We start from the raw sequence: 22,915 nt of genomic DNA, 5'->3' as shown, positions 1-22,915 counted from the left end.
AATACGCCTGCCGGGCAGACGTACTGAGAATCGTATTGGCGAACCGAATCGATTCAGATAAGGGTTAGAGTTCAAAAAACTAAGACTTCCGCGAATTATTTTAGACAGTGAAAAAATAATTTATGTGATGAAGATCCGTAATTTAGCTTTCCCGATCGAGAAAATTCTCAACACAAATTTAGTCTTATTGCGTTTTTGCAAAAGAACGTAAATCTTTGCTTAAAACCTGGTGTCTCTGATATGTTTAGCCTCCGTTTACCTGTTCAGGAGTATAGGGCTACAGCCCACTATATGGACCGTCACCGACGTCAGTCATCTTTCAGGCCAATTTGCGCCTTTTTCACCGGCGATCCTCGCCATGTACCGACTCTGTCTTCCTCTGTTTTGCCCACGTTGAGTGGGGCACCGTTTCGTCATTCCTTTAGCAGGAGCTTGTCATGGAATTCTTAATGGACCCGTCAATCTGGGTGGGATTGCTCACGCTGGTGGTGCTGGAGATCGTTCTCGGCATTGATAACCTGGTGTTTATCGCCATCCTTGCGGATAAGCTGCCGCCAAAACAGCGTGATAAAGCGCGTCTGATTGGCCTCTCGCTGGCGCTGGTCATGCGACTGGGACTGCTTTCCGTCATTTCCTGGATGGTCACGCTGACAAAACCGCTGTTCTCCGTCATGGATTACACCTTCTCCGGGCGTGATTTAATCATGCTGATCGGGGGGATATTCCTGCTCTTTAAAGCGACCACGGAACTCCACGAGCGGCTGGAAAACCGTCAGCACGACGATGGACACGGTAAGGGCTACGCCAGTTTCTGGGTGGTGGTGCTGCAGATCGTCGTGCTGGATGCGGTCTTCTCGCTGGATGCGGTAATCACGGCGGTCGGCATGGTGAACCATCTCCCTGTGATGATGGCGGCTGTGGTCATTGCTATGGCGGTAATGCTGCTGGCGTCGAAACCGCTGACGCGTTTCGTCAACCAACATCCGACGGTGGTTGTGCTCTGTCTGAGCTTCCTGCTGATGATTGGTCTGAGCCTGGTAGCGGAAGGTTTTGGCTTCCATATTCCGAAAGGTTATCTGTACGCCGCGATTGGCTTCTCGATCCTGATTGAACTGTTCAACCAGATTGCGCGCCGGAACTTTATTAAGCAGCAGTCGAATCAGCCGCTGCGTGCCCGTACCGCGGATGCCATTCTGCGTCTGATGGGCGGTCGTCGCCAGGTGAACGTTCAGTCTGATACTGAAAACCGTAATCCGGTGCCGGTTCCGGAAGGGGCGTTTGTAGAAGAAGAGCGCTACATGATCAACGGCGTGCTCTCCCTTGCTTCCCGTTCGCTGCGCGGAATCATGACCCCGCGCGGGGAAATCAGCTGGGTCGATGCGAACCTGAGCGTGGATGAAATTCGTCAGCAGTTGCTCTCTTCACCGCACAGCCTGTTCCCGGTGTGTCGCGGTGAGCTGGATGAGATCATCGGCGTCGTGCGCGCGAAAGAGATGCTGGTGGCCCTGGAAGAGGGCGTCAACGTCGAAGCCATTGCGGCTGCATCGCCTGCGATTGTCGTGCCGGAAACGCTGGATCCGATCAACCTGCTGGGCGTGTTGCGACGCGCACGCGGCAGCTTCGTTATCGTCACCAACGAGTTCGGTGTGGTGCAGGGGCTGGTCACGCCGCTGGACGTGCTGGAAGCGATTGCCGGTGAGTTCCCGGATGCCGACGAAACGCCTGAGATCGTCGCCGACGGCGAAGGCTGGCTGGTTAAAGGCACGACCGACCTGCACGCGCTCTCGCACACGCTCGGGGTGGAAAACGTGGTCAACGATGAAGAAGACATCGCGACCGTTGCCGGTCTGGTTATCGCCGTGAACGGGCAAATCCCGCGTATCGGGGATGTGATTGAGTTGCCGCCGCTGCACATTACCATTGTTGAAGCCAACGACTATCGCGTTGATATGGTCCGTATTGTTAAAGAACAATCTGTCCACGATGAAGAAGAATAGCTCTGCTTAACGCAGGGGCATTAAGGGCACAATGTGTCCGTTATGCTGTGCTGGCGGGGGAGCACTTCCCGCCAGCCATTGTGGAAAGTCTCTCAGCGGCATCGGCCGCGCATAGTAAAATCCCTGCAGGACCGATACACCATGGCGGCGCAGATATCGCGCCTGCTCCTCTGTTTCGACCCCTTCAGCCACCAGTTCGATATTGAGTCGCTGACCCAGTGCAATGATGATATCCGTCACCGTTGAATTCACGGCGTCGGTGCCAATGGCGGTGATAAACGACTGGTCGATTTTTAGTACGTCCGGGTGCAGCTTTTCAAGCCAGGAGAGGGAGCTGTTTCCGGTACCAAAATCGTCGATGGCAAGCTTCACCCCTTTGCGATGCAGTTCGCGCACAATACGATATTCCGCATCCGGAAGGGCATCCCGTTCCGTTAATTCAATCACCAGCTGCTGACGCGGGTTAGTGCTGAACCAGAGGCGGTTCAGGTCCTGTAACAACACCGCGTGACGGAAATGGCTGGCTGCGACGTTAATGCCGATGTGAAAACCGGCGCTGGAAGGAAAGTAGCCTATCTGACGTACGGTTTCGGCGAGGACATAGCGTGTCAGAGGGACAATCAGATTATGTTCTTCCGCCAGAGGAATAAACACTTCCGGGGAGATCCACCCCTGTCGCGGGTTATTCCAGCGCAGCAGAATTTCAACGCCGACGCACGCCTGACTACGGGCATTCACCAGCGGCTGGCAGAAAAGCTCGAATTCCCGGGCCGCAATGCCCATATCAATCTCCCACGTGAAACTCATCCTGTTCGCCGTCGCCAGCCAGGCGAGATAGCCCAGCAGCAGGCTCAGCATAAGACCCAACGGAAGCTGCGCGGCCAGGGTCTTCAGGGCCAGCTCTCCTGGACCTGGCCCGCTGACGATGATGGAGAAGGGGTTGTGGGTGGATGACAGCTGAACAAGCGCGCCAGCCTTTCCGAAAGTCAGGCTATCGGTGACCCGTTGACCATAGCGCAAAAAACGATCGCCCACGGATAACGCCACATCATCAATAAGTGGACGCTCGGGCTCCAGTATCATTCTGGTGATCAAATCAATATTAATGATCTCTATGACGCCATCTTCCCCGTCCTGGGACACCGGGTTCCACTGGATCAAGATCGGACTGCCCTTCATCAGCCACCGATCGGTCGATAAAATCAGCTTCGGCGTTCTGGCGGGTAATTCCGGGAGAAAGTCGCGGATGGGAATATTACGGCTGCCGAAAACACTGGAGCAATACAGGATACCGTCTTTAATCAGGGCAATGGAGCGTACCGTTTGCAAAATGGCCGCCTGTTTTCGCAGGGCCAAATGTGCCTGAGGGCAGGGCTGACCCACCAGCTGCTGGAACACGCTGCGGCGTTTTTCCAGCGAAAGGAGAAGATTATCCAGAGAGCGAACGGTATGGCTGCTGAAGTCGAGTACCCGCTGCTGGTTAACGTTGCGCTGAGAAATAAAGCGAGCGCCCAGGGTCAGAATGAGCGTAAGGATCGCAACCGTCACACAAACGATAACGCGTTTTCGGCGGTAATGTTTAATGATCGTTTGTGCAGTTTGCATGAACGGTCGCCTGATAAGCCACCAGCCCCAAAAGCCGGACGCAACAGTAAAAGTGTAGTGGGGAAAGCGAAAGGAGACGAGAAAGAGGGGGGAAATTCGCCCATCCGTTGCAGATGGGCGAAAGCGAGTATTAGTCGCACTGCACCTTAATAGCCAGACCACCACGCGACGTCTCACGGTACTTCGCGTTCATGTCTTTGCCGGTTTCGTACATGGTTTCGATGACCTTATCCAGCGACACGCGCGGTTCGCTGGTACGGCGCATCGCCATGCGTGAGGCGTTGATCGCTTTGACAGAGGCAATCGCGTTACGCTCAATGCACGGTACCTGTACCTGGCCCGCGACAGGGTCACAGGTCAGACCGAGGTTATGCTCCATACCAATCTCTGCCGCCACGCAAACCTGTTCAGGGCTTGCACCCAACAGTTCAGCCAGACCGGCGGCAGCCATCGAGCAGGCAACGCCCACTTCACCCTGACAGCCCACTTCCGCACCGGAGATGGACGCGTTCATCTTGTACAGCGCGCCGATGGCCCCTGCCGCGAGGAAATAGCGGATGTAGATATCGGGCGTGACAGGCTCAATAAAGTGATCGTAGTAGGCCAGTACCGCTGGAACGATGCCGCAGGCACCGTTGGTTGGCGCCGTCACGACACGGCCACCGGCGGCGTTCTCTTCGTTAACCGCCAGGGCAAACATGTTTACCCAGTCGACCACGTTCATCGGGTCATTCGAGAATTTATCCGTGGTCACCAGCATACGGCGCAGGGCAGAGGCACGACGCGGCACGCGCAGTGGCCCAGGCAATACGCCTTCGGTGTTCATCCCGCGGTCAATACAGGCGCGCATGGTTTGCCACACGTTAGCAAAATAGTCTTCAATTTCTTTTTTGCTGTGCAGCGCCAGTTCGTTCTGCATAACCATACCGGACAGGGAAAGACCGGTCTCTTTGCAGTACCCCAACATCTCGGTAGCCGACTTAAACGGATACGGGACGCTGACGTCGCCAACGCTGTCTTTGCCAAAATGCTCTTCATCGACGATGAAGCCACCGCCGATGGAGTAGTACGTTTTGCTGTAAATCTCTTTTTCACCGCTCCAGGCATGAATGGTCATGCCGTTTTCATGCAGCGGCAGGTTGTCGCTGCGAAAACGCATGCCGTCATCCTGCGGGAAATCCACTTCATGCTGGCCGTTAGCCAGCAGCAGGCGTCCGCGCGTTTCCACGTCGCGGATAAATGCCGGGATGGCATCAATATCAACAGTGTCCGGCATATTGCCTGCCAGACCCATAATAATGGCGATATCGGTGTGGTGGCCTTTACCCGTTAATGACAGTGATCCGTAAACGTCTACGGCGACACGGGTAACGCTTTCCAGTAATCCTTTTTCGACCAGATCATCGACGAACTGTTTACCGGCCTTCATAGGCCCAACAGTATGGGAAGACGAAGGGCCAATTCCCACTTTAAACATGTCGAATATACTAATCACTTTCACACTCCTGACAGGGTTACCGGGGTTCCAGTAACGATGTTATAACTGCGCATAGTGTAAGAGGGAACACCGACCTCGGCTTAACTATTCACATGAATTAAACTAATGGTTAACGATGGGTTTTGCTAATAGCGCGACGCGGATCGCAAACCTGCAAAAAAAGATGGAATGTAAAGTATAGTCAAGGTTTCAGGCCGATTTGCAGCGCCAGTTCACGAATGATCCCCGCCGTCATGCCCCAGACAAAATAATGCTGATACCAGGACAACCAGACCCGATGATCATGCCCTCGACGCTGAATATCCAGCGGATGATAACGGCTAAGCCGGAGCGCCTCTTCAAGCGGCATCTCAAACACGGCTGACACTTCATCGACGCTGGCGTGATACTGCAGGCCCGGCGGGATAATCCCCACCACGGGCGTGACCTGAAAACCGGTCACGCTGTCGACCGGCGGCAGCACGCCTATCACCTCGACCGCCTCAGGCGGGATGGCCACTTCTTCCTGGGCTTCCCGCAGCGCGGCGGCGATCAGCGACGCATCGGTGCTGTCCACCGCGCCTCCGGGAAAGGCAACCTGACCGGCGTGTTTACGCATATGCGGCGAGCGCTGCGTCAACAACAGCCCCGGCTGCTCCCGGCGCACCACCGGGAGCAGCACCGCCGCCTGACGTTGATTCAGCGTGGCGCGGTTGACCTGCGGTCGCAAAAGCTGAAAGCGCGACAGAAAATCATCCAGCGTCAGGTTCTCTTTCTCCACCGTTAGTTCTCCAGTTGTTTCAGAATACGGTTAACTTTATCAAAGGTTTCCTGATATTCCGCCTCGACCTGGCTATCCGCCACAATGCCACCGCCTGCAGAGCAGTACAGATTGCCGTCGCAGGCCGTCAGGGTACGAATGGTGATGCTGGTATCCATGGTGCCGCACAGGCTGATATAGCCGATACTGCCGCACCAGGCGTTGCGGCGGTGCGGTTCCAGTTCGTCGATGATCGCCATCGCGCGAATTTTGGGGGCTCCGGTGATGGAGCCGCCCGGAAACGCGGCGCGAAGCAGATCGCAGGCGGTGCGCGTGGCGGGCAGGCGCGCGGTAATGGTGCTGACCAGATGATGTACCGCCGGGAAAGGCTCGACGACAAACAGCTCCGGCACGCGCACGCTGCCGGGTGCGGCGACGCGGCCAATATCGTTACGCATCAGGTCGACGATCATCAGGTTCTCGGCGCGATCTTTCGGCGATGCGGCGAGTTTCTCCGCCTGCTGGCGATCGGCGTTGGGGTCCGCCAGACGCGGTAGTGTGCCTTTAATCGGGCGGGTTTGAATGACCCCTTCGGCCAGATGAATAAAGCGCTCTGGCGACAGGCTGAGGATAGCGCCCTGAGGCAGACGTACGAATGCGCTGAACGGCGCCTTGTTGCTGGCATTAAGACGGGAAAACGCCTGCCACTCATCTCCGTGATAAGTCGCCTGGAAACGCTGGGCAAGGTTCACCTGGTAACAGTCGCCGCTTTGCAGATACGCCTGAACGCGCGCGAATTTTTCAGCGTATTCCGTCTCGCTCATATTCGAGCGCCAGCCAGAGGTCAGCCTGAACGTCTGGGCCGGGGCGGGCTGTTGCGCTTCAAGCCAGGCCAGTCGCGCCTGCACGTCACTATGGCTCAGCAGAGAAACCGTTTTTTTCTGGTGATCGACAATTAACGCCCAGTCATACAGCCCCACGGCCATGTCTGGCAGGGAAATATCAGCCTGCGCATGCTCGGGCAGCGTTTCGAAACGGCGACCCAAATCGTAGCCAAACAGACCAAGCGCGCCACCCTGAAAAGGGAGATCCGGGTCTGGGGTGGCGGATAAGCCCAACGCGTTGAGCGCTTGCTGAAGCTGCATCAGGGGATCGTCCGTCGGCGCCAGGTCATTGGTTGTCAGCGTTTTAAGCGGGTCGGCAACCAGAATATCAAAGCGGCTGTAGGGGTGATCCGCATGGCCAGAATGCAGCAGCATGGCAAAGGGAAGGTGGCTTATGCGGGCAAACCAGAACTCCGCGGCGTCAGCACGCCAGGGCAACGTCAATACAGTGGGGAAGCGCATGTTCATGTTTGGCATACTACCGGGCAGCGTGAAATAATTAGCGCGAATAATTTAGCAGGAGTTGACGATGTTTGCAGGTTTACCTTCTCTGAGCCATGAACAGCAGCAGAAAGCGGTTGAGCGAATTCAGGAACTGATGTCCCAGGGAATGAGCAGCGGACAGGCGATTACCGTCGTCGCTCAGGAGATTCGCGCCAGTCATTCCGGCGAGCGGATTGTGGCGCGATTCGAAGATGATGATCCAGAAGATCAAGAGGAGTGATCGGGCTTAAACCGCCGCGATAATCTTAATTTCGACCTTATACTCCGGTTTCATCAGCGTGGCCTGTACAGTGCAGCGTACAGGCGCGTGACCCGCCACCACCCATGCATCCCAGGCTTTGTTCATCGCCGCAAAATCATCTTTATTGGCCAGAAAAATGGTCGCATCCAGAATGCGGGATTTATCGCTGCCCTGTTTTTCCAGCACGGCATCAATTTGCGCCAGCGTGTTGGCCGTTTGCTCGAAGGCATCCGCGTCCAGGTTAGCCGGTACGCCAGTGTAGTAGAGCGTCTGGTTGTGGATCACCACATCAGACCAGCGGGCTTCGGCATCAATGCGCTTAATCGTCATAAACGTTTCCTCGTTATTTTTCGTCATCAGGCGGCAAGACTGCCATATTGTGCCGGCGTCGTCACTATTTGGGGTGGCACTGGAGAGGCGGGACTGACATAATCCCTGTGCAAAAATACAGTGAGAGAGCACCGTGGCAGACGATTTTTCCCCTGAAGGTCAGTTAGCACAAGCGATTCCCGGCTTCAAACCGCGTGAACCTCAGCGGCAGATGGCGCATGCCGTAGCGCACGCTATCGACAAGGCGCAGCCGCTGGTGGTTGAGGCCGGTACCGGCACGGGGAAAACCTACGCGTACCTCGCTCCGGCGCTGCGGGCGAAAAAGAAGGTCATTATCTCCACCGGTTCAAAAGCGCTGCAGGATCAGCTCTACAGCCGCGATTTGCCCACCGTGGCGAAAGCGCTGAAATACAAGGGGCGTCTGGCCTTGCTGAAGGGGCGCTCCAACTATCTCTGCCTGGAACGTCTTGAGCATCAGGCGCTGGCGGGCGGCGATCTGCCGGTTCAGACCCTGAGCGACGTGATTATCCTTCGCGCCTGGGCCAACCAGACGGAAGAGGGGGATATCAGCACCTGTGCGAGCGTGCCGGAAGACTCTCCTGCCTGGCCGCTGGTGACCAGCACCAACGACAACTGCCTCGGCAGCGACTGTCCGCTGTATAAAGACTGCTTTGTGGTGAAAGCGCGTAAAACGGCAATGGATGCCGATGTGGTGGTGGTCAACCACCATCTGTTCCTCGCAGATATGGTGGTTAAGGACAGCGGCTTCGGTGAGCTGATCCCTGAAGCGGATGTCATGATCTTCGATGAAGCCCACCAGCTTCCGGATATCGCCAGCCAGTATTTTGGCCAGTCGCTCTCCAGCCGCCAGCTGCAGGACCTGGCGAAAGATTTCACCATCGCCTACCGGACCGAACTCAAAGATACCCAGCAGCTGCAGAAGTGTGCCGACCGCCTGGCGCAAAGCGCGCAGGATTTCCGTTTACAGCTTGGTGAACCCGGCTATCGCGGTAACCTGCGCGAGCTGCTGGCGGACAAAAACATCCAGCGCGCGCTGCTGCTGCTCGACGATGCCCTTGAACTCTGTTATGACGTCGCGAAGCTGTCGCTTGGTCGCTCCGCACTGCTGGATGCCGCCTTCGAACGCGCCACGTTGTACCGCGGACGGTTGAAACGGCTGAAAGAAATCAACCAGCCAGGGTACAGCTACTGGTATGAATGCACCTCGCGCCACTTCACCCTGGCGCTTACGCCGCTGACCGTGGCCGATAAATTTAAAGAGGTGATGGCGCAGAAACCGGGAAGCTGGATCTTTACCTCGGCAACCCTGTCGGTGAATGACGATCTGCACCACTTTACCGAGCGCCTCGGCATTGAGCAGGCGGAGTCGCTGCTGCTGCCAAGCCCGTTTGATTATGAAAAGCAGGCGCTGCTCTGTGTCCCGCGCAATTTACCGCTGCCAAACCAGCCGGGCGCCGCGCGTCATCTGGCGGCGATGCTAAAGCCTATGATTGAGGCCAACAACGGCCGCTGCTTTATGCTTTGCACGTCGCACGCCATGATGCGTGACCTCGCCGAGCAGTTCCGTGCCACCATGACTCTGCCGGTGCTGTTGCAGGGGGAAACCAGCAAAGGACAACTTCTCCAGCAGTTTGTCAGCGCCGGTAATGCCCTGCTGGTTGCCACCAGCAGCTTCTGGGAAGGGGTGGATGTGCGTGGCGATACGCTCTCGCTGGTCATTATCGACAAACTGCCGTTTACCTCCCCGGATGACCCGCTGTTGAAAGCGCGGATGGAAGACTGCCGCCTGCGCGGAGGCGATCCGTTCGACGAGGTTCAGCTGCCTGAGGCGGTCATCACGCTCAAGCAAGGGGTAGGGCGCTTAATCCGCGACGTGACCGATCGCGGCGTGCTGGTTATCTGCGATAACCGGCTGGTCATGCGCCCATACGGCGCAACCTTCCTTGCGAGCCTCCCTCCAGCGCCACGGACGCGGGATATAAAACGCGCGGTGCGTTTTCTGGCAAACCCAACGGCGGAGTAATTTGCCCCGGAGTGTGCTAAGATGCGCGCCATTTTGTGACTGACCCTTGCGAGAGCGCGACGACTGATGCGAATTCTGGCTATTGATACCGCAACAGAGGCTTGCTCTGTTGCTCTGCTGAGTGATGGTGCTGTTTCTGCTCATTTCGAAGAGTGCCCACGGGAACACACCCAACGTATTCTGCCCCTGGTAAAAGACATTTTAACTCAGGGCAACACCGCCTTAACCGACCTTGATGCCCTGGCCTTTGGCCGCGGGCCCGGCAGCTTTACGGGCGTCCGTATTGGTATTGGCATTGCTCAGGGACTGGCGCTGGGCGCTGACCTGCCGATGATCGGCGTCTCTACGCTTGCGACGATGGCGCAGGGGGCCTGGCGTATGACGGGCGCCACCCGCGTGCTGGCCGCCATTGATGCCCGCATGGGGGAAGTTTACTGGGCGGAATATACCCGTGATGAGAACGGCGTCTGGCACGGCGAAGAGACGGAGGCGGTACTTAAACCTGATGCGGTCACTGAACGTCTTAAGCAGCTGTCCGGCGAGTGGGCGACCGTGGGGACGGGCTGGCCGGCATGGCCAGACATGGCGAACGACACTGGCGTGACGCTGGTGGACGGCAACATGCTGCTGCCAGCGGCGGAAGACATGCTTCCGATTGCCACTCAGCTGCTCGCAGCAGGAAAAACCGTTGCCGTTGAACACGCGGAGCCGGTTTATTTGCGAAACACCGTCGCGTGGAAGAAACTTCCGGGCCGCGAGTGAATCTCAGTAACAGGAACTGAGAAAAAGGAGTCGCATCATGGCGGTTCAGACTAAAGTAGTACGCCTTTTTATGGCAGGCGCGGTTGCCATAGCACTGAGCGGATGCGTATCCGTCCCTGATGCGATCAAGGGCAGTAGCCCGACGCCCCAGCAGGATCTGGTTCGGGTGATGAATGCGCCTGAGCTTTACGTCGGCCAGGAAGCGCGCTTCGGCGGGAAAGTGATCGAGGTGCAGAACCAGCAGGGGAAAACCCGGCTGGAGATTGCTACCGTGCCGCTGGACAGCGGTGCGCGACCCGTACTGGGTGAGGCCTCCCGGGGACGCATCTATGCGGATGTCAGTGGTTTCCTCGATCCCGTTGATTTCCGTGGGCAACTGGTGACCGTCGTCGGACCGATAACCGGCGCCGTGCAGGGTAAAATCGGCAACACGCCTTATAAATTCATGACCATGCAGGTCAATGGGTATAAACGCTGGCGTCTGGCACAGCAGGTGATCATGCCGCCTCAGCCGATTGACCCGTGGATGTGGGGTCCGCATCCTTATCGTTATGGTTACCCGGGTTGGCGCTGGTATAACCCCGGTCCTGCGCAGGTCCAGACGATCGTAACTGAGTAACTTACTGTTATTGCTAGGAAAGAGACAGCGGCTTAGCCGCTGTCTCTGTTTTTTTACGGATAATACGAAAAAAAAGAGTGACGCGCTTCGCAACCTTAAATCTGAACAATTAATAAACTGGTACGCTGAGTTAATATAATGTTAAAAAACTGTTTATTATCGGGGTTGTGATGACGACGAACACTCATTTCAGAGGTGATGCATTGAAAAAGGTTTGGCTTAACCGTTATCCCGCAGATGTTCCTGCCGAGATCAATCCTGACCGTTATCAATCCCTGGTTGAATTATTTGAACACTCGGTAAGGCGTTACGCAGACCAGCCCGCATTTGTGAATATGGGCGAGGTAATGACGTTCCGTAAGCTTGAGGAGCGTAGCCGGGCGTTTGCGGCCTATCTGCAGGAAGGGCTTGGGCTGCAAAAAGGAGACCGCGTCGCGCTGATGATGCCGAACCTGCTGCAATACCCGGTCGCGCTGTTCGGCATCCTGCGTGCCGGGATGATTGTCGTCAACGTCAACCCGCTTTACACCCCGCGCGAGCTGGAACACCAGCTCAACGACAGCGGTGCGGTGGCGATAGTTATTGTTTCTAACTTTGCCCATACCCTGGAAAAAGTGGTCGACAAAACCCAGGTTAAACACGTCATCCTGACGCGCATGGGGGATCAGCTGTCCACCGCCAAAGGGACGCTGGTTAACTTTGTGGTTAAATACGTCAAGCGCCTGGTGCCAAAATACCATCTGCCGGATGCCATCTCCTTCCGCCGCGCGCTGCATGCGGGCTATCGCATGCAATACGTCAAACCGGAAGTGGTCTCTGAGGACCTCGCTTTTCTGCAATACACCGGTGGCACAACCGGCGTGGCCAAAGGGGCGATGCTAACCCACCGCAACATGCTGGCAAACCTTGAACAGGTCAATGCCACCTACGGGCCGCTGCTGCATCCGGGCAAAGAACTGGTGATCACGGCGCTACCGCTGTATCACATTTTCGCGCTGACCATGAACTGCCTGCTGTTTATCGAGCTGGGCGGTCAAAACGTCCTGATCACTAACCCGCGAGACATTCCGGGGCTGGTGAAAGAGCTGGCAAAATACCCCTTCACCGCCATGACCGGGGTAAATACCTTGTTCAACGCGTTGCTCAACAATAAAGAATTCCAGCAGCTGGATTTCTCAACGTTGCACCTCTCTGCGGGAGGCGGTATGCCGGTTCAGCAGGCGGTCGCCGAGCGCTGGGTGAAACTCACCGGGCAGTATCTGCTGGAAGGTTATGGCCTGACGGAATGCGCACCGCTGGTCAGCGTCAACCCGCATGACATTGACTACCACAGCGGAAGCATTGGCCTGCCGGTTCCCTCCACGGAGGCCAAACTGGTCGATGACAACGATAACGAAGTCGCGCCGGGCGAACCGGGCGAGCTATGCGTGAAAGGGCCGCAGGTGATGCTGGGCTACTGGCAACGCCCGGATGCAACAGACGAAATCATTAAAGACGGCTGGCTGCATACCGGCGATATTGCGGTGATGGATGACGAAGGCTTCCTGCGCATCGTCGATCGCAAAAAAGATATGATTCTGGTCTCCGGTTTTAACGTCTATCCGAACGAAATCGAAGACGTGGTCATGCAGCACAGCGGCGTGCTGGAAGTTGCGGCGGTGGGCGTGCCTTCCGGCAGCAGCGGGGAAGCGGTGAAGATATTTGTGGTCAAAAAAGATCCTTCACTCACCGAGGAAGCGCTGATAACGTTCTGTCGTCGTCAGCTGACGGGCTATAAAGTGCCGAAGCTGGTGGAATTCCGCGATGAGCTGCCGAAATCCAACGTCGGGAAGATATTACGACGAGAATTACGTGACGAAGCCCGTGCCAAAGTAGACAATAAGGCCTGAGCTTCACGTTAATCGCCCTGACGCCGGTTAAACCGGCGTTTTTTATGGGCGCAAACAAAAGAGAATCCGATTTGAATTACCAGATGATCACGACCAACGACGAGCTGGCTTCGCTGTGCGAAGTGACGCGCGACTTTCCTGCCATCGCTCTGGATACCGAGTTTGTCCGTACCCGGACGTACTATCCGCAGCTGGGTTTGATTCAGATGTATGACGGCAAGCACGTCTCGCTGATCGACCCGCTCGGCATCACCGACTGGACGCCGATGCGTGACCTGCTGCTGGATACGGCAGTAACGAAATACCTGCACGCAGGCAGTGAAGATCTGGAAGTTTTTCTGAATACCTTTGGCATCATGCCTCAGCCGCTGATCGATACGCAGATCCTTGCGGCTTTTAGCGGTCGTCCGCTCTCCTGGGGCTTTGCCGCCATGGTGGAGGAGTATACGGGCCTGACGCTGGACAAAAGTGAATCCCGTACTGACTGGCTGGCGCGCCCGCTTACCGAACGTCAGCTGGAATATGCGGCGGCAGACGTGTTTTACCTGCTGCCGATTGCCGGGCAACTGATGAAAGAGGCGGAGGCCTCCGGCTGGCTCTCTGCCGCGCTGGACGAGTGTCGTATGACGCAGCTGCGTCGCCAGGAAGTGGTTGATCCGAAAGACGCCTGGCGTGATATCAGCAACGCCTGGCAGCTGCGTACGCGTCAGCTGGCGTGCCTGCAGCTGTTAGCGGACTGGCGTTTACGCAAAGCGCGCGAGCGCGATCTGGCGGTTAACTTTGTGGTGCGCGAGGAACATCTCTGGGCAGTTGCGCGCTATATGCCGGGCAGCCTGGGGGAGCTGGACAGCATTGGGCTTTCGGGCAGTGAGATCCGTTTCCACGGTAAAACCCTGCTGGCGCTGGTCGCAAAAGCGCAGGCGTTGCCGGAAGATGCGCTGCCGGAACCGCTGTTGAACCTGATGGATATGCCGGGTTACCGCAAAGCGTTTAAGGATATCAAAGCGCTGGTGCAGAACGTTGCCACTGAAAGTAAGCTGAGTGCTGAGCTGCTGGCATCGCGTCGTCAGATTAACCAGCTGCTGAACTGGCACTGGAAGCTGAAACCGCAGAATGGCCTGCCGGAACTGATGGCGGGCTGGCGTGGGGAATTGATGGCCGATCGTCTGAATACCCTGCTGGAAGGGTATCCGCGGTAAAAAATATGCCGGGCGATATACCCGGCATATTCCCCCGGTGGCGCTGCGCTTACCGGGGCTACAAAATCACAACCCTACGGGCGCGACTCTTCCGCTTCCGGTAGCGTCACGTTCAGCTCCAGAATCGAAATATCCCCGTCTTTTTGCTCCAGCTGCACCGTGACCATCTCCGGGTCAATCTGTACGTACTTACAGATCACTTCCAGGATGTCCTTACGCAGCTGCGGCAGGTAATGAGGCTCGGCGTCGCTACGACGACGCTCCGCAACGATGATTTGCAGACGTTCTTTTGCGATGTTGGCGGTGTTCTTTTTCCGCGAGAGAAAAAAGTCCAGTAATGCCATAACTTATCCTCCGAACAGGCGTTTGAGGAAACCTTTCTTCTCTTCTTCAATGAAGCGGAAAGGACGTTCTTCTCCCAGCAGACGGTCAACAGTATCAGCATACGCTTTACCTGCATCTGCCGTCGTATCAAGGATCACGGGCTCGCCCTGGTTAGAGGCGCGCAGCACGGACTGGTCTTCCGGGATGACGCCCACCAGCTTAATGCGCAGGATCTCCAGTACGTCTTCCATGCTCAGCATGTCACCTTTGTTGACGCGACCCGGATTATAACGGGTCAGCAGCAGGTGCTCTTTGATCGGCTCTTCGCCATTTTCCGCACGACGGGATTTGGAGGCGAGGATGCCGAGAATACGGTCGGAGTCACGCACGGATGAGACTTCAGGGTTGGTGGTGATGATCGCTTCATCAGCAAAGTAGAGTGCCATCAGGGCACCGGTTTCGATGCCGGCAGGAGAGTCACAGACAACGAAGTCGAACTCCATTTTTCTCAGCTCCTCGAGTACCTTTTCGACACCTTCACGGGTCAGGGCGTCTTTGTCACGCGTCTGAGAGGCCGGGAGGATGTAGAGGTTCTCGGTGCGCTTGTCTTTAATCAGCGCCTGGTTCAGCGTGGCATCGCCCTGAATGACGTTGACGAAGTCATACACGACGCGACGCTCACATCCCATAATCAGGTCGAGGTTACGCAGGCCGATATCGAAGTCGATAACGACGGTTTTCTTTCCCTTCTGGGCCAAACCAGTAGCGATGGCCGCGCTGGAGGTGGTCTTGCCAACGCCTCCTTTACCCGAAGTAACAACAATAATGCGTGCCATAGAAATTCCTTGTTAAAAAGGGATCAATTCAACGGTTGAACGGTCAACGCGTCGTCTGCCAGTCGCAGACGAGCCGCTTTGCCATAAAATTCGGCTGGGATCTTGTCGCTCAGCCAATATTCACCTGCGATGGACACCAGTTCCGCCGTCAGGTGAGTACAAAATATTTGCGCGTCCCGATCGCCACTTGCGCCTGCGAGCGCACGTCCACGCATCATACCGTAAACGTGAATATTGCCATCTGCAATAAGCTCTGCGCCAGCACTGACGTGGCTTGTAACAATCAGATCACAGTTTGGTGCATAAATGCGCTGACCGGAACGAACCGGTACGTCAATCATTCGCGTTTTTGTAACGGGAGTAACGTTTTGCACCACAGGAGGGGGCGCCTGCACGGCAGCAGGCGCTGCACGCGGGGCTTTTTCTTTACCTTCATTAAGAAGGGGCAGCCCGGCACGGTCGATTTCCGCTTTCAGCTCGCTATCTTTACAGCCACTGATGCCGACAATTCGCAGGCCAGTAGAGGAGACGGCCTGCTGGAGAAGTTTCCAGTTAACCGGAGCCTCAAGACCACTCACGTTGATAACAACAGGGGCGTGTTTCAGAAAAGCGGGAGCCTGCGCGATTTTGTCTTCTAACGCCTGACGAATAACCTCGGGTTTTGCATCATGCAAATGTACCACTGATAAGGTGAAGCTACTGCCTTTAAGCTCGATGGGCGTGTTTGACATCCTGGCCTTACTCAATTTGCTATTAACCGCAACCATTCGCTGCGATATTCCGAAGAGTATCAGGCATGTTATAGTCAGGAGTATATTGAGGCAAGCAACCACCCATTAATTCAGAGTAAAAACATGTTTTGTGTGATCTACAGAAGTACAAGCCGTGACCAGACCTATCTTTATGTCGAAAAGAAAGACGATTTTTCACGCGTGCCTGAAGAATTAATGAAGAGCTTTGGCCGACCACAGCTGGCGATGCTGCTGCCGCTGGATGGTCGTAAGAAACTGGTCAATGCCGATCTGGATAAAGTGAAAACGGCATTAGCCGAGCAAGGCTATTATTTACAGCTTCCACCACCGCCTGAGAATTTATTAAAACAGCACCTTGAGGCGAACGGGAAGAAATAGTCTCAGCTGTTTCGGGCGCATCACATCAACCGATTAGGGGTCGAGCATGTATCAACATCATAACTGGCAAGGTGCGTTACTGGATTATCCCGTCAGCAAAGTGGTCTGCGTGGGCAGTAACTACGCAAAGCATATTCAGGAGATGGGCAGCGCAACACCAGAAGAGCCGGTTCTGTTTATTAAGCCAGAGACGGCGCTTTGTGATATCCGCCAGCCGCTGGCGTTGCCGCAGGGGCTGGGGTCGGTGCATCACGAAGTTGAGCTCGCGGTGCTGATCGGCGCCACGCTGCGCCAGGCCTCCGAAGAGCATGTCCAGAAAGCGATTGCTGGCTACGGCGTCGCGCTGGATCTGACGCTGCGTGATGTGCAGGGAAAAATGAAGAAGGCCGGGCAGCCGTGGGAAAAAGCCAAAGGCTTTGACAACGCGTGTCCGATTTCGGGATTCATTCCGGTCAGTGAATTTACCACCGATCCACAGGACACGCCGCTCAGCCTGAAGGTGAACGGTGACATCAGCCAGCAGGGCAGCACGGCAGACATGATCCATAAGATTGTGCCGCTGATCGCCTACATGAGCCGCTTCTTCACCCTGAAACCCGGAGATGTGATCCTGACCGGTACGCCTGAAGGGGTTGGCCCGCTCCTCAGCGGCGATGAACTGGAGGTCGGTTTTAACGGCCTGTCGCTGAAAACCCGCGTGCTGTAACCACATCTTGCCGCCTGAAGAGGGCGGCAAAACTTGCAACAACGTGCCAGACTCGTTATAAGGTGCGCTTTCTTTTGACGTGTGGACATCCTGATGAACGACATCCCTTTCTGGCAAAGCAAAACTCTTGACGACATGACTGACGCGGAATGGGAATCATTGTGCGACGGCTGCGGGCAGTGCTGCCTGCATAAGCTGATGGATGAAGATACGGACGAAATCTACTTCACCAACGTGGCCTGCAAGCAGTTGAACATTAAAACCTGCCAGTGCCGCAACTATGAGCGTCGGTTCGAATTTGAGCCGGACTGCATCAAGTTAACCCGTGATAATCTGCCCACCTTTGAATGGCTGCCCCATACCTGCGCGTATCGCCTACTGGCGGAAGGGAAAGGGTTACCAGACTGGCATCCGTTGCTGACCGGTTCGAAAGCGGCGATGCACGGCGAGCGCATTTCGGTGCGCCACATCGCGGTGAAAGAGTCCGAGGTGCGGGAATGGGAAGACCATATTATGAATCACCCTAATCGGTGATAATAAAAAACCCGCCTCGGCGGGTTTTTTATTATGCGCTGTTGTGTCGGGTGGCGCTGCGCTTACCCGACCTACAAAACTGACGTTGCCGTTTTGCTTTTACCTTCCGAACAAATCACGTTTCTTCGGCTTGAACGGCTGGGCAATCAGCACCAGCAACGCCACGACGAAGTAGGCGACAAAAATCCCCACCAGCCACTGTGGCATCTCCAGCGTCAGGAATTCCCACTGACGGACAGAGCAGTCACCGGATGCGACAAACACCTGCGGCAGCCATTTATCCAGCGGCAGCCAGCTCGGGAAGCGGGCGGCAAAATCACAGGTCATAAACGGTGACGGATGCAGCTGCATCATGGTGTGCTGCCAGGAGAGTTCAATTCCTTTCCAGGCGCTGTACAGCCAGATTGCAATACCCGCGTAGCGCAACGGCGATTTCGGGGCGATGGCGCCTACCAGGCCCGCACCCATAATGCCAAACAGGGCGCAGCGCTCGTAGATACAGAGCACGCAGGGTTTCAGCCCCATCACGTGCTGGAACCACAGCGCGACCATTTCCAGCGCAAAGGCGGTCAGGGCCATCAACAACCACGCTCCGCGACCGCGAGAGCACTGGTTTAAAAATCTCAACATAATCATTTCCCTGGAACATGCTTAGAAAGCGCAGTGTAAACGAATTCGTTTTTCGCGCCACCTGTACCTGACGAAATAAAACGTAATCGGATGTTTATCGTGCGAAAAGGCAAACGGGCAGCGAACTGCCCGAGAGGCCTCATTTAGTGCGCCGCAAGTATACCCGCTTGTATCAGCCATTGCGTACAGGGAATGAGGGTAATTTTGACGCAAAGCAATCCCACAATTGTGAGTACCAGCGTATAGGGCAGCGCCATCCAGACCATTCTTCCATAAGAAAGACGTATGAGTGGCGCAAGGGCAGAGGTCAGCAGGAACAGGAAGGCGGCTTGTCCATTTGGCGTCGCTACCGACGGCAGGTTAGTGCCGGTATTGATGGCCACGGCCAGCAGCTCAAACTGTCCTGCGTTAATAATGCCTTCTTCCATCGCGGATTTGGCTTCGTTGATGTAGACCGTCCCGACAAAGACGTTATCGGAGATGGACGACAGGAGGCCGTTGAACAGATAGAAGAGCGTAAGCTGCGCGTCTGGTGCAGCCTGCAGCACAAAGGTAATTATAGGGGCAAACAGATGCTGGTCGATAATCACCGCCACAACCGCAAAGAAGACCGCCAGCAGCGCGGTAAATGGCAGGGCTTCCGTAAACGCTTTGCCGATAGCATGCTCATCCGTTACGCCGCTAAAGGTGGTCGCAAGAATAATGACGGAGAGGCCAATCAATCCAACCTCTGCAAGATGCAACGCCAGCGCGACGATAAGCCAGACGCCAATGATACCCTGCGCAATCAGACGCAGCGTCTCTTGCCGCGTGCGCTGCTTGCGGCTCTGCTCGTCAAATTTATGCAGCTCACTGCGGACCGGCTCAGGCAGTTGCGCGCCGTAGCCGAATACCCTGAACTTTTCGACCAGAATGCAGGTTGCTAACCCGCAGATAAGGACAGGCACGCTCACGGGGGCCATGCGCAGGAAAAACTCGCCAAAATGCCATTCAGCCGCTTTGGCGATGATCAGGTTTTGCGGCTCACCCACCATGGTCATCACGCCGCCCAACGCAGTCCCTACGCCAGCATGCATCATCAGACTGCGCAGAAACGCGCGGAACTGCTCCAGCACCTCACGGTTATGCGCCTCAACGTGGCTGTCATCCTGCAAGTCTTCGCCCGGGCGGGACGAGGCCACGCGGTGATAAATCCCGTAAAACCCGACGGCGACGCTGATCACCACCGCAACAACGGTCAAGGCATCCAGGAAGGCCGAAAGAAAGGCAGCAGCAAGGCAAAACGCCAGCGACAATACCGTTTTAGACGGAATGCTGAGCAACAGGCGAGTGAAGATAAACAGCAGCAGCTGTTTCATAAAGTAGATCCCGGCCACCATAAATATCAGCAGCAGGAGCACTTCCAGATTTGACGCCAGCTCTGCTTTGACATGCTCAGCAGACGTCATCCCGATGACCACTGCTTCAAAAGCCAGCAGACCGCCAGGTAGCAGAGGGTAACATTTTAGCGCCATTGCCAGGGTGAAGATAAACTCCGCGACCAGCAGCCATCCGGCGATAAACGGGTTCACGCTAAAAATAAGGGGGTTAACGACCAGGAAAACCAGCAGTATCAGTTTGTACCAGTCAGGAGACTGACCTAAAAAATTGCGCCACAGCGCGCGCCCAAAAGAAATTTCCACAACAGACGTCCTTCCCCGTCACGTAAAACAAAACATCAGTATACGCAAAATTGCGGCCCGGCGGCGGATAAGCGAGCATTGTAAATTTCATAAAAATGAAACGGCGATCCCTCTTTTCTCTCTTTACCGCGCTACCTGCCGCTGCATGCCTCTGGTATGATGAGTGCAATTTGCTAAAGCTGTGTAATGGAAATCTCACTATGGTCATTAAGGCGCAGAGCCCGGCGGGTTTCGCGGAAGAGTACATCATTGAAAGCATCTGGAATAATCGCTTCCCTGCAGGGTCCATTCTTCCAGCTGAACGCGAACTCTCTGAACTGATTGGCGTCACTCGCACCACGCTGCGTGAAGTGCTTCAGCGACTGGCGCGTGATGGATGGTTGACGATCCAGCACGGCAAGCCAACAAAAGTAAACAACTTCTGGGAAACCTCGGGGCTGAACATTCTTGAAACGCTGGCGCGCCTCGACCACGAAAGCGTACCGCAGCTCATTGATAATCTGCTCTCAGTGCGTACCAACATCGCGACGATCTTTATTCGTACCGCTTTCCGTCAGCACCCGGAAGATGCGCTTGCAGTGCTGGCCAGCGCAAACGAGGTCGAAGATCATGCCGATGCCTTTGCCACCCTCGATTACAACGTTTTCCGCGGTCTGGCGTTTGCCTCCGGCAACCCGATTTACGGTCTTATCCTCAACGGGATGAAAGGGCTCTATACCCGCATTGGTCGTCACTACTTTGCCAATCCCGAAGCGCGCAGTCTGGCACTGGGTTTCTACCATAAGCTCAGCAAGCTCTGCACCGAAGGGCTGCACGATCAGGTTTATGAAACCGTGCGTCGCTACGGTCATGATTCCGGTGAAATCTGGCATCGCATGCAAAAAACGCTGCCGGGCGATTTAGCGATTCAGAGTCGCTGAAAGAAAAACCTCTCAAGTGAGAGGTTTTTTTTCGCCCGGTGGCGCTTCGCTTACCGGGCCTACAAAAACCGTAGGCCGGGTAAGGCGTAGCCGCCACCCGGCAAAAAACATTACAACGTATTCAACCGCGCCGGGCAACGTTCCAGCAGTTCTACGCTGCCGTCCTCATTCTGCTGTTCCAGCTGCACGTCAAAGCCCCACAGGCGGTGAACATGCTTCAGCACCTCTTTACGTCCTTTATCCAGCGGCGCGCGGTTGTGCGGGATATAACGCAGCGTCAGAGAACGGTCACCGCGTAAATCGACGTTCCAGACCTGAATATTGGGCTCAAGATTGCTCAGGTTGTACTGAGAAGAGAGCCGTGAGCGGATCTCGCGATACCCCTCTTCGTTATGAATCGCAGAAATCTCCAGGTAGTTGTTACGATCATCGTCCAGCACGGTGAAGAAGCGGAAATCACGCATGATCTTCGGCGACATAAACTGGCTGATAAAGCTCTCGTCCTTAAAATCGCGCATCGCAAAATGCAGCGTTTCAAGCCAGTCTGAACCGGCGATATCCGGGAACCAGTACTTGTCTTCTTCCGTTGGCGACTGACAGATACGCTTAATATCCTGGAACATCGCAAAGCCAAGCGCATACGGGTTAATCCCGCTGTACCACGGGCTGTTATAAGGCGGCTGAAACACGACGTTGGTATGGCTGTGGAGAAACTCCATCATGAACCGCTCGGTCACTTTCCCCTCATCATACAGATGGTTGAGGATGGTGTAGTGCCAGAATGTCGCCCAGCCTTCGTTCATCACCTGCGTCTGTTTCTGCGGATAGAAATACTGGCTGACCTTGCGCACGATGCGCAGGATCTCACGCTGCCACGGCTCCAGCAGCGGGGCGTTTTTCTCCATAAAGTAGAGCAGGTTTTCCTGCGGCTCGGAGGGATAACGACGCGTCTCGGCGACGGCTTTCTCTTCCTCACGCTTCGGCAGGGTGCGCCACAGCATGTTCACCTGGCTTTGCAGATACTCTTCGCGGCTTTTCTGTCGGGCTTTCTCCTCCTGCAGGGAGATTTTCTGCGGGCGTTTGTAGCGGTCCACGCCGTAGTTCATCAGGGCGTGGCAGGAGTCGAGCAGTTTCTCCACCTCATCCACGCCATAACGCTCTTCGCAGTCGGTGATGTATTTACGCGCGAAGATCAGGTAATCAACGATGGAGCTGGCATCCGTCCAGCTGCGGAAGAGATAGTTATTTTTGAAAAACGAGTTATGGCCGTAACAGGCGTGGGCCATCACCAGCGCCTGCATGGTAATGGTGTTCTCTTCCATTAAATACGCAATACACGGATTGGAGTTAATCACAATCTCATACGCCAGCCCCTGCTGACCGTGTTTATACAGGCGCTCCGTTTCAATGAATTTTTTACCAAACGACCAGTGCGGATAGTTGATCGGCATCCCGACGCTGGAGTAAGCGTCCATCATCTGTTCAGAGGTAATCACCTCAATTTGATGGGGATAGGTATCCAGGCGATACAGTTTTGCCACCCGGTCGATTTCGGCGAGGTAGACATCCAGCAGCTCGAAGGTCCAGTCGGGTCCATCGCTCAGACGTGTGTTGTCCTTGTTCAGGGAATCAATAGTAGCCATTAGCGCGCCCTCGTTGTGGGTGCTCTCACTGTCTGGAGAGCCTCCTTTCAAGCATAGATCAACGTGTTAAAAAGCGTGCCCGACAAGAAATTTTTTCTTTGCGATTTCCCGTTTTTGATACGGCAAAAAAAGCGACTCCTTCAGCATTTTATGCTGGTTAAAAATAAAGCTCAGCATGAGATCCCAAATTAGCACCATC

General features: G+C 55.4%; 23 protein-coding genes. 12 read left to right on the top strand and 11 right to left on the bottom strand.

From position 1 onward, the window contains the following. Positions 1 to 240: 240 nt before the first annotated feature. Entirely contained in the window at positions 241 to 450 is a 210-nt protein-coding gene (locus tag ACOTYN_RS12095; RefSeq protein WP_370991304.1) for a protein YoaL, read from the top strand. Continuing rightward, complete coding sequence (gene yoaE, locus ACOTYN_RS12090; RefSeq protein ID WP_014884278.1) at positions 438 to 1,997, top strand: CNNM family cation transport protein YoaE; 1,560 nt, start codon at positions 438 to 440, stop codon at positions 1,995 to 1,997. The genes ACOTYN_RS12095 and yoaE overlap by 13 nt, the downstream gene beginning before the upstream one ends. Positions 1,998 to 2,003: 6 nt before the next feature. Here yoaE and ACOTYN_RS12085 read toward each other — a convergent pair whose 3' ends face one another. The 4 genes from ACOTYN_RS12085 to pabB form a co-directional block, all read right to left on the bottom strand. Then, positions 2,004 to 3,602: a cyclic diguanylate phosphodiesterase gene (locus ACOTYN_RS12085; protein ID WP_332956938.1), complete on the bottom strand. Its 1,599-nt coding sequence runs from the start codon at positions 3,600 to 3,602 to the stop codon at positions 2,004 to 2,006. Positions 3,603 to 3,732: 130 nt separating this feature from the next. Beyond that, positions 3,733 to 5,097 (bottom strand): L-serine ammonia-lyase, encoded by a 1,365-nt coding sequence (gene sdaA, locus ACOTYN_RS12080; protein WP_023330634.1) that lies wholly within the window; start codon positions 5,095 to 5,097, stop codon positions 3,733 to 3,735. A 184-nt stretch (positions 5,098 to 5,281) separates the two neighbouring features. Continuing rightward, complete coding sequence (locus tag ACOTYN_RS12075) at positions 5,282 to 5,860, bottom strand: CoA pyrophosphatase (protein WP_193970483.1); 579 nt, start codon at positions 5,858 to 5,860, stop codon at positions 5,282 to 5,284. 2 nt (positions 5,861 to 5,862) lie between these two features. Beyond that, complete coding sequence (gene pabB / locus ACOTYN_RS12070; protein WP_213782715.1) at positions 5,863 to 7,191, bottom strand: aminodeoxychorismate synthase component 1; 1,329 nt, start codon at positions 7,189 to 7,191, stop codon at positions 5,863 to 5,865. A gap of 61 nt (positions 7,192 to 7,252) precedes the next feature. Between pabB and ACOTYN_RS12065 the strand changes: the two genes are divergently transcribed. Beyond that, complete coding sequence (locus tag ACOTYN_RS12065) at positions 7,253 to 7,447, top strand: YoaH family protein (RefSeq protein ID WP_014884273.1); 195 nt, start codon at positions 7,253 to 7,255, stop codon at positions 7,445 to 7,447. 6 nt (positions 7,448 to 7,453) lie between these two features. On the opposite strand, the gene ACOTYN_RS12060 is transcribed toward ACOTYN_RS12065, so the two are convergent. Continuing rightward, entirely contained in the window at positions 7,454 to 7,798 is a 345-nt protein-coding gene (locus ACOTYN_RS12060; RefSeq protein ID WP_014884272.1) for a RidA family protein, read from the bottom strand. Positions 7,799 to 7,931: 133 nt separating this feature from the next. Here ACOTYN_RS12060 and ACOTYN_RS12055 point away from each other — a divergent pair, with 133 nt between their 5' ends. From ACOTYN_RS12055 to rnd, 5 genes are all read left to right on the top strand, one after another. Next, a complete protein-coding gene (locus ACOTYN_RS12055) occupies positions 7,932 to 9,842 on the top strand; it encodes an ATP-dependent DNA helicase (RefSeq protein WP_232932658.1) in 1,911 nt (636 codons plus the stop codon). A gap of 66 nt (positions 9,843 to 9,908) precedes the next feature. Continuing rightward, complete coding sequence (tsaB, locus tag ACOTYN_RS12050) at positions 9,909 to 10,604, top strand: tRNA (adenosine(37)-N6)-threonylcarbamoyltransferase complex dimerization subunit type 1 TsaB (RefSeq protein WP_014884270.1); 696 nt, start codon at positions 9,909 to 9,911, stop codon at positions 10,602 to 10,604. 37 nt (positions 10,605 to 10,641) lie between these two features. Further along, positions 10,642 to 11,223 (top strand): Slp family lipoprotein, encoded by a 582-nt coding sequence (locus ACOTYN_RS12045; protein ID WP_332956940.1) that lies wholly within the window; start codon positions 10,642 to 10,644, stop codon positions 11,221 to 11,223. 203 nt (positions 11,224 to 11,426) lie between these two features. Then, the gene (fadD, locus tag ACOTYN_RS12040) at positions 11,427 to 13,112 is read left to right on the top strand and encodes a long-chain-fatty-acid--CoA ligase FadD (RefSeq protein ID WP_014884268.1); all 1,686 of its coding nucleotides are present in this window, start codon (positions 11,427 to 11,429) and stop codon (positions 13,110 to 13,112) included. Between the two features lie 83 nt (positions 13,113 to 13,195). Continuing rightward, entirely contained in the window at positions 13,196 to 14,311 is a 1,116-nt protein-coding gene (rnd, locus tag ACOTYN_RS12035; protein ID WP_162184518.1) for a ribonuclease D, read from the top strand. Between the two features lie 74 nt (positions 14,312 to 14,385). Here rnd and minE read toward each other — a convergent pair whose 3' ends face one another. From minE to minC, 3 genes are read right to left on the bottom strand one after another with little or no spacing between them, the layout of a single operon-like run. After that, the gene (gene minE, locus ACOTYN_RS12030) at positions 14,386 to 14,655 is read right to left on the bottom strand and encodes a cell division topological specificity factor MinE (RefSeq protein ID WP_008500504.1); all 270 of its coding nucleotides are present in this window, start codon (positions 14,653 to 14,655) and stop codon (positions 14,386 to 14,388) included. Positions 14,656 to 14,658: 3 nt separating this feature from the next. Then, positions 14,659 to 15,471 carry a septum site-determining protein MinD gene (minD, locus tag ACOTYN_RS12025; RefSeq protein ID WP_014884266.1) on the bottom strand — a complete coding sequence of 271 codons (813 nt, stop codon included), beginning with the start codon at positions 15,469 to 15,471 and terminating at the stop codon, positions 14,659 to 14,661. 23 nt (positions 15,472 to 15,494) lie between these two features. After that, positions 15,495 to 16,202: a septum site-determining protein MinC gene (gene minC / locus ACOTYN_RS12020; RefSeq protein ID WP_023330629.1), complete on the bottom strand. Its 708-nt coding sequence runs from the start codon at positions 16,200 to 16,202 to the stop codon at positions 15,495 to 15,497. 123 nt (positions 16,203 to 16,325) lie between these two features. Between minC and ACOTYN_RS12015 the strand changes: the two genes are divergently transcribed. From ACOTYN_RS12015 to ACOTYN_RS12005, 3 genes are all read left to right on the top strand, one after another. Further along, positions 16,326 to 16,601, top strand: coding sequence for a YcgL domain-containing protein (locus ACOTYN_RS12015; protein WP_014884264.1), 276 nt, complete (start codon positions 16,326 to 16,328; stop codon positions 16,599 to 16,601). Positions 16,602 to 16,647: 46 nt separating this feature from the next. Further along, positions 16,648 to 17,307 carry a fumarylacetoacetate hydrolase family protein gene (locus ACOTYN_RS12010; protein ID WP_332956942.1) on the top strand — a complete coding sequence of 220 codons (660 nt, stop codon included), beginning with the start codon at positions 16,648 to 16,650 and terminating at the stop codon, positions 17,305 to 17,307. Positions 17,308 to 17,400: 93 nt separating this feature from the next. After that, positions 17,401 to 17,841 carry a YcgN family cysteine cluster protein gene (locus tag ACOTYN_RS12005; protein WP_332956944.1) on the top strand — a complete coding sequence of 147 codons (441 nt, stop codon included), beginning with the start codon at positions 17,401 to 17,403 and terminating at the stop codon, positions 17,839 to 17,841. A gap of 99 nt (positions 17,842 to 17,940) precedes the next feature. Here ACOTYN_RS12005 and dsbB read toward each other — a convergent pair whose 3' ends face one another. Together dsbB and nhaB are read right to left on the bottom strand one after the other, a co-directional pair. Further along, entirely contained in the window at positions 17,941 to 18,471 is a 531-nt protein-coding gene (gene dsbB, locus ACOTYN_RS12000) for a disulfide bond formation protein DsbB (RefSeq protein WP_032641201.1), read from the bottom strand. Between the two features lie 143 nt (positions 18,472 to 18,614). Continuing rightward, entirely contained in the window at positions 18,615 to 20,153 is a 1,539-nt protein-coding gene (gene nhaB, locus ACOTYN_RS11995) for a Na(+)/H(+) antiporter NhaB (RefSeq protein ID WP_023330627.1), read from the bottom strand. Positions 20,154 to 20,353: 200 nt separating this feature from the next. Here nhaB and fadR point away from each other — a divergent pair, with 200 nt between their 5' ends. After that, on the top strand, positions 20,354 to 21,073 hold the full coding sequence (gene fadR / locus ACOTYN_RS11990; RefSeq protein WP_014884259.1) for a fatty acid metabolism transcriptional regulator FadR: 720 nt from the start codon (positions 20,354 to 20,356) through the stop codon (positions 21,071 to 21,073). Positions 21,074 to 21,183: 110 nt separating this feature from the next. Here fadR and ACOTYN_RS11985 read toward each other — a convergent pair whose 3' ends face one another. Further along, positions 21,184 to 22,716 carry a SpoVR family protein gene (locus ACOTYN_RS11985; protein WP_014884258.1) on the bottom strand — a complete coding sequence of 511 codons (1,533 nt, stop codon included), beginning with the start codon at positions 22,714 to 22,716 and terminating at the stop codon, positions 21,184 to 21,186. Positions 22,717 to 22,915: the final 199 nt, after the last annotated feature.

This window comes from Enterobacter cloacae complex sp. IR5458 (assembly GCF_049238025.1).
Taxonomy (GTDB): domain Bacteria; phylum Pseudomonadota; class Gammaproteobacteria; order Enterobacterales; family Enterobacteriaceae; genus Enterobacter; species Enterobacter kobei.
Note: the sequence above shows the minus strand (reverse complement) of the source record. Positions and strands in the feature narration are given on the sequence as shown.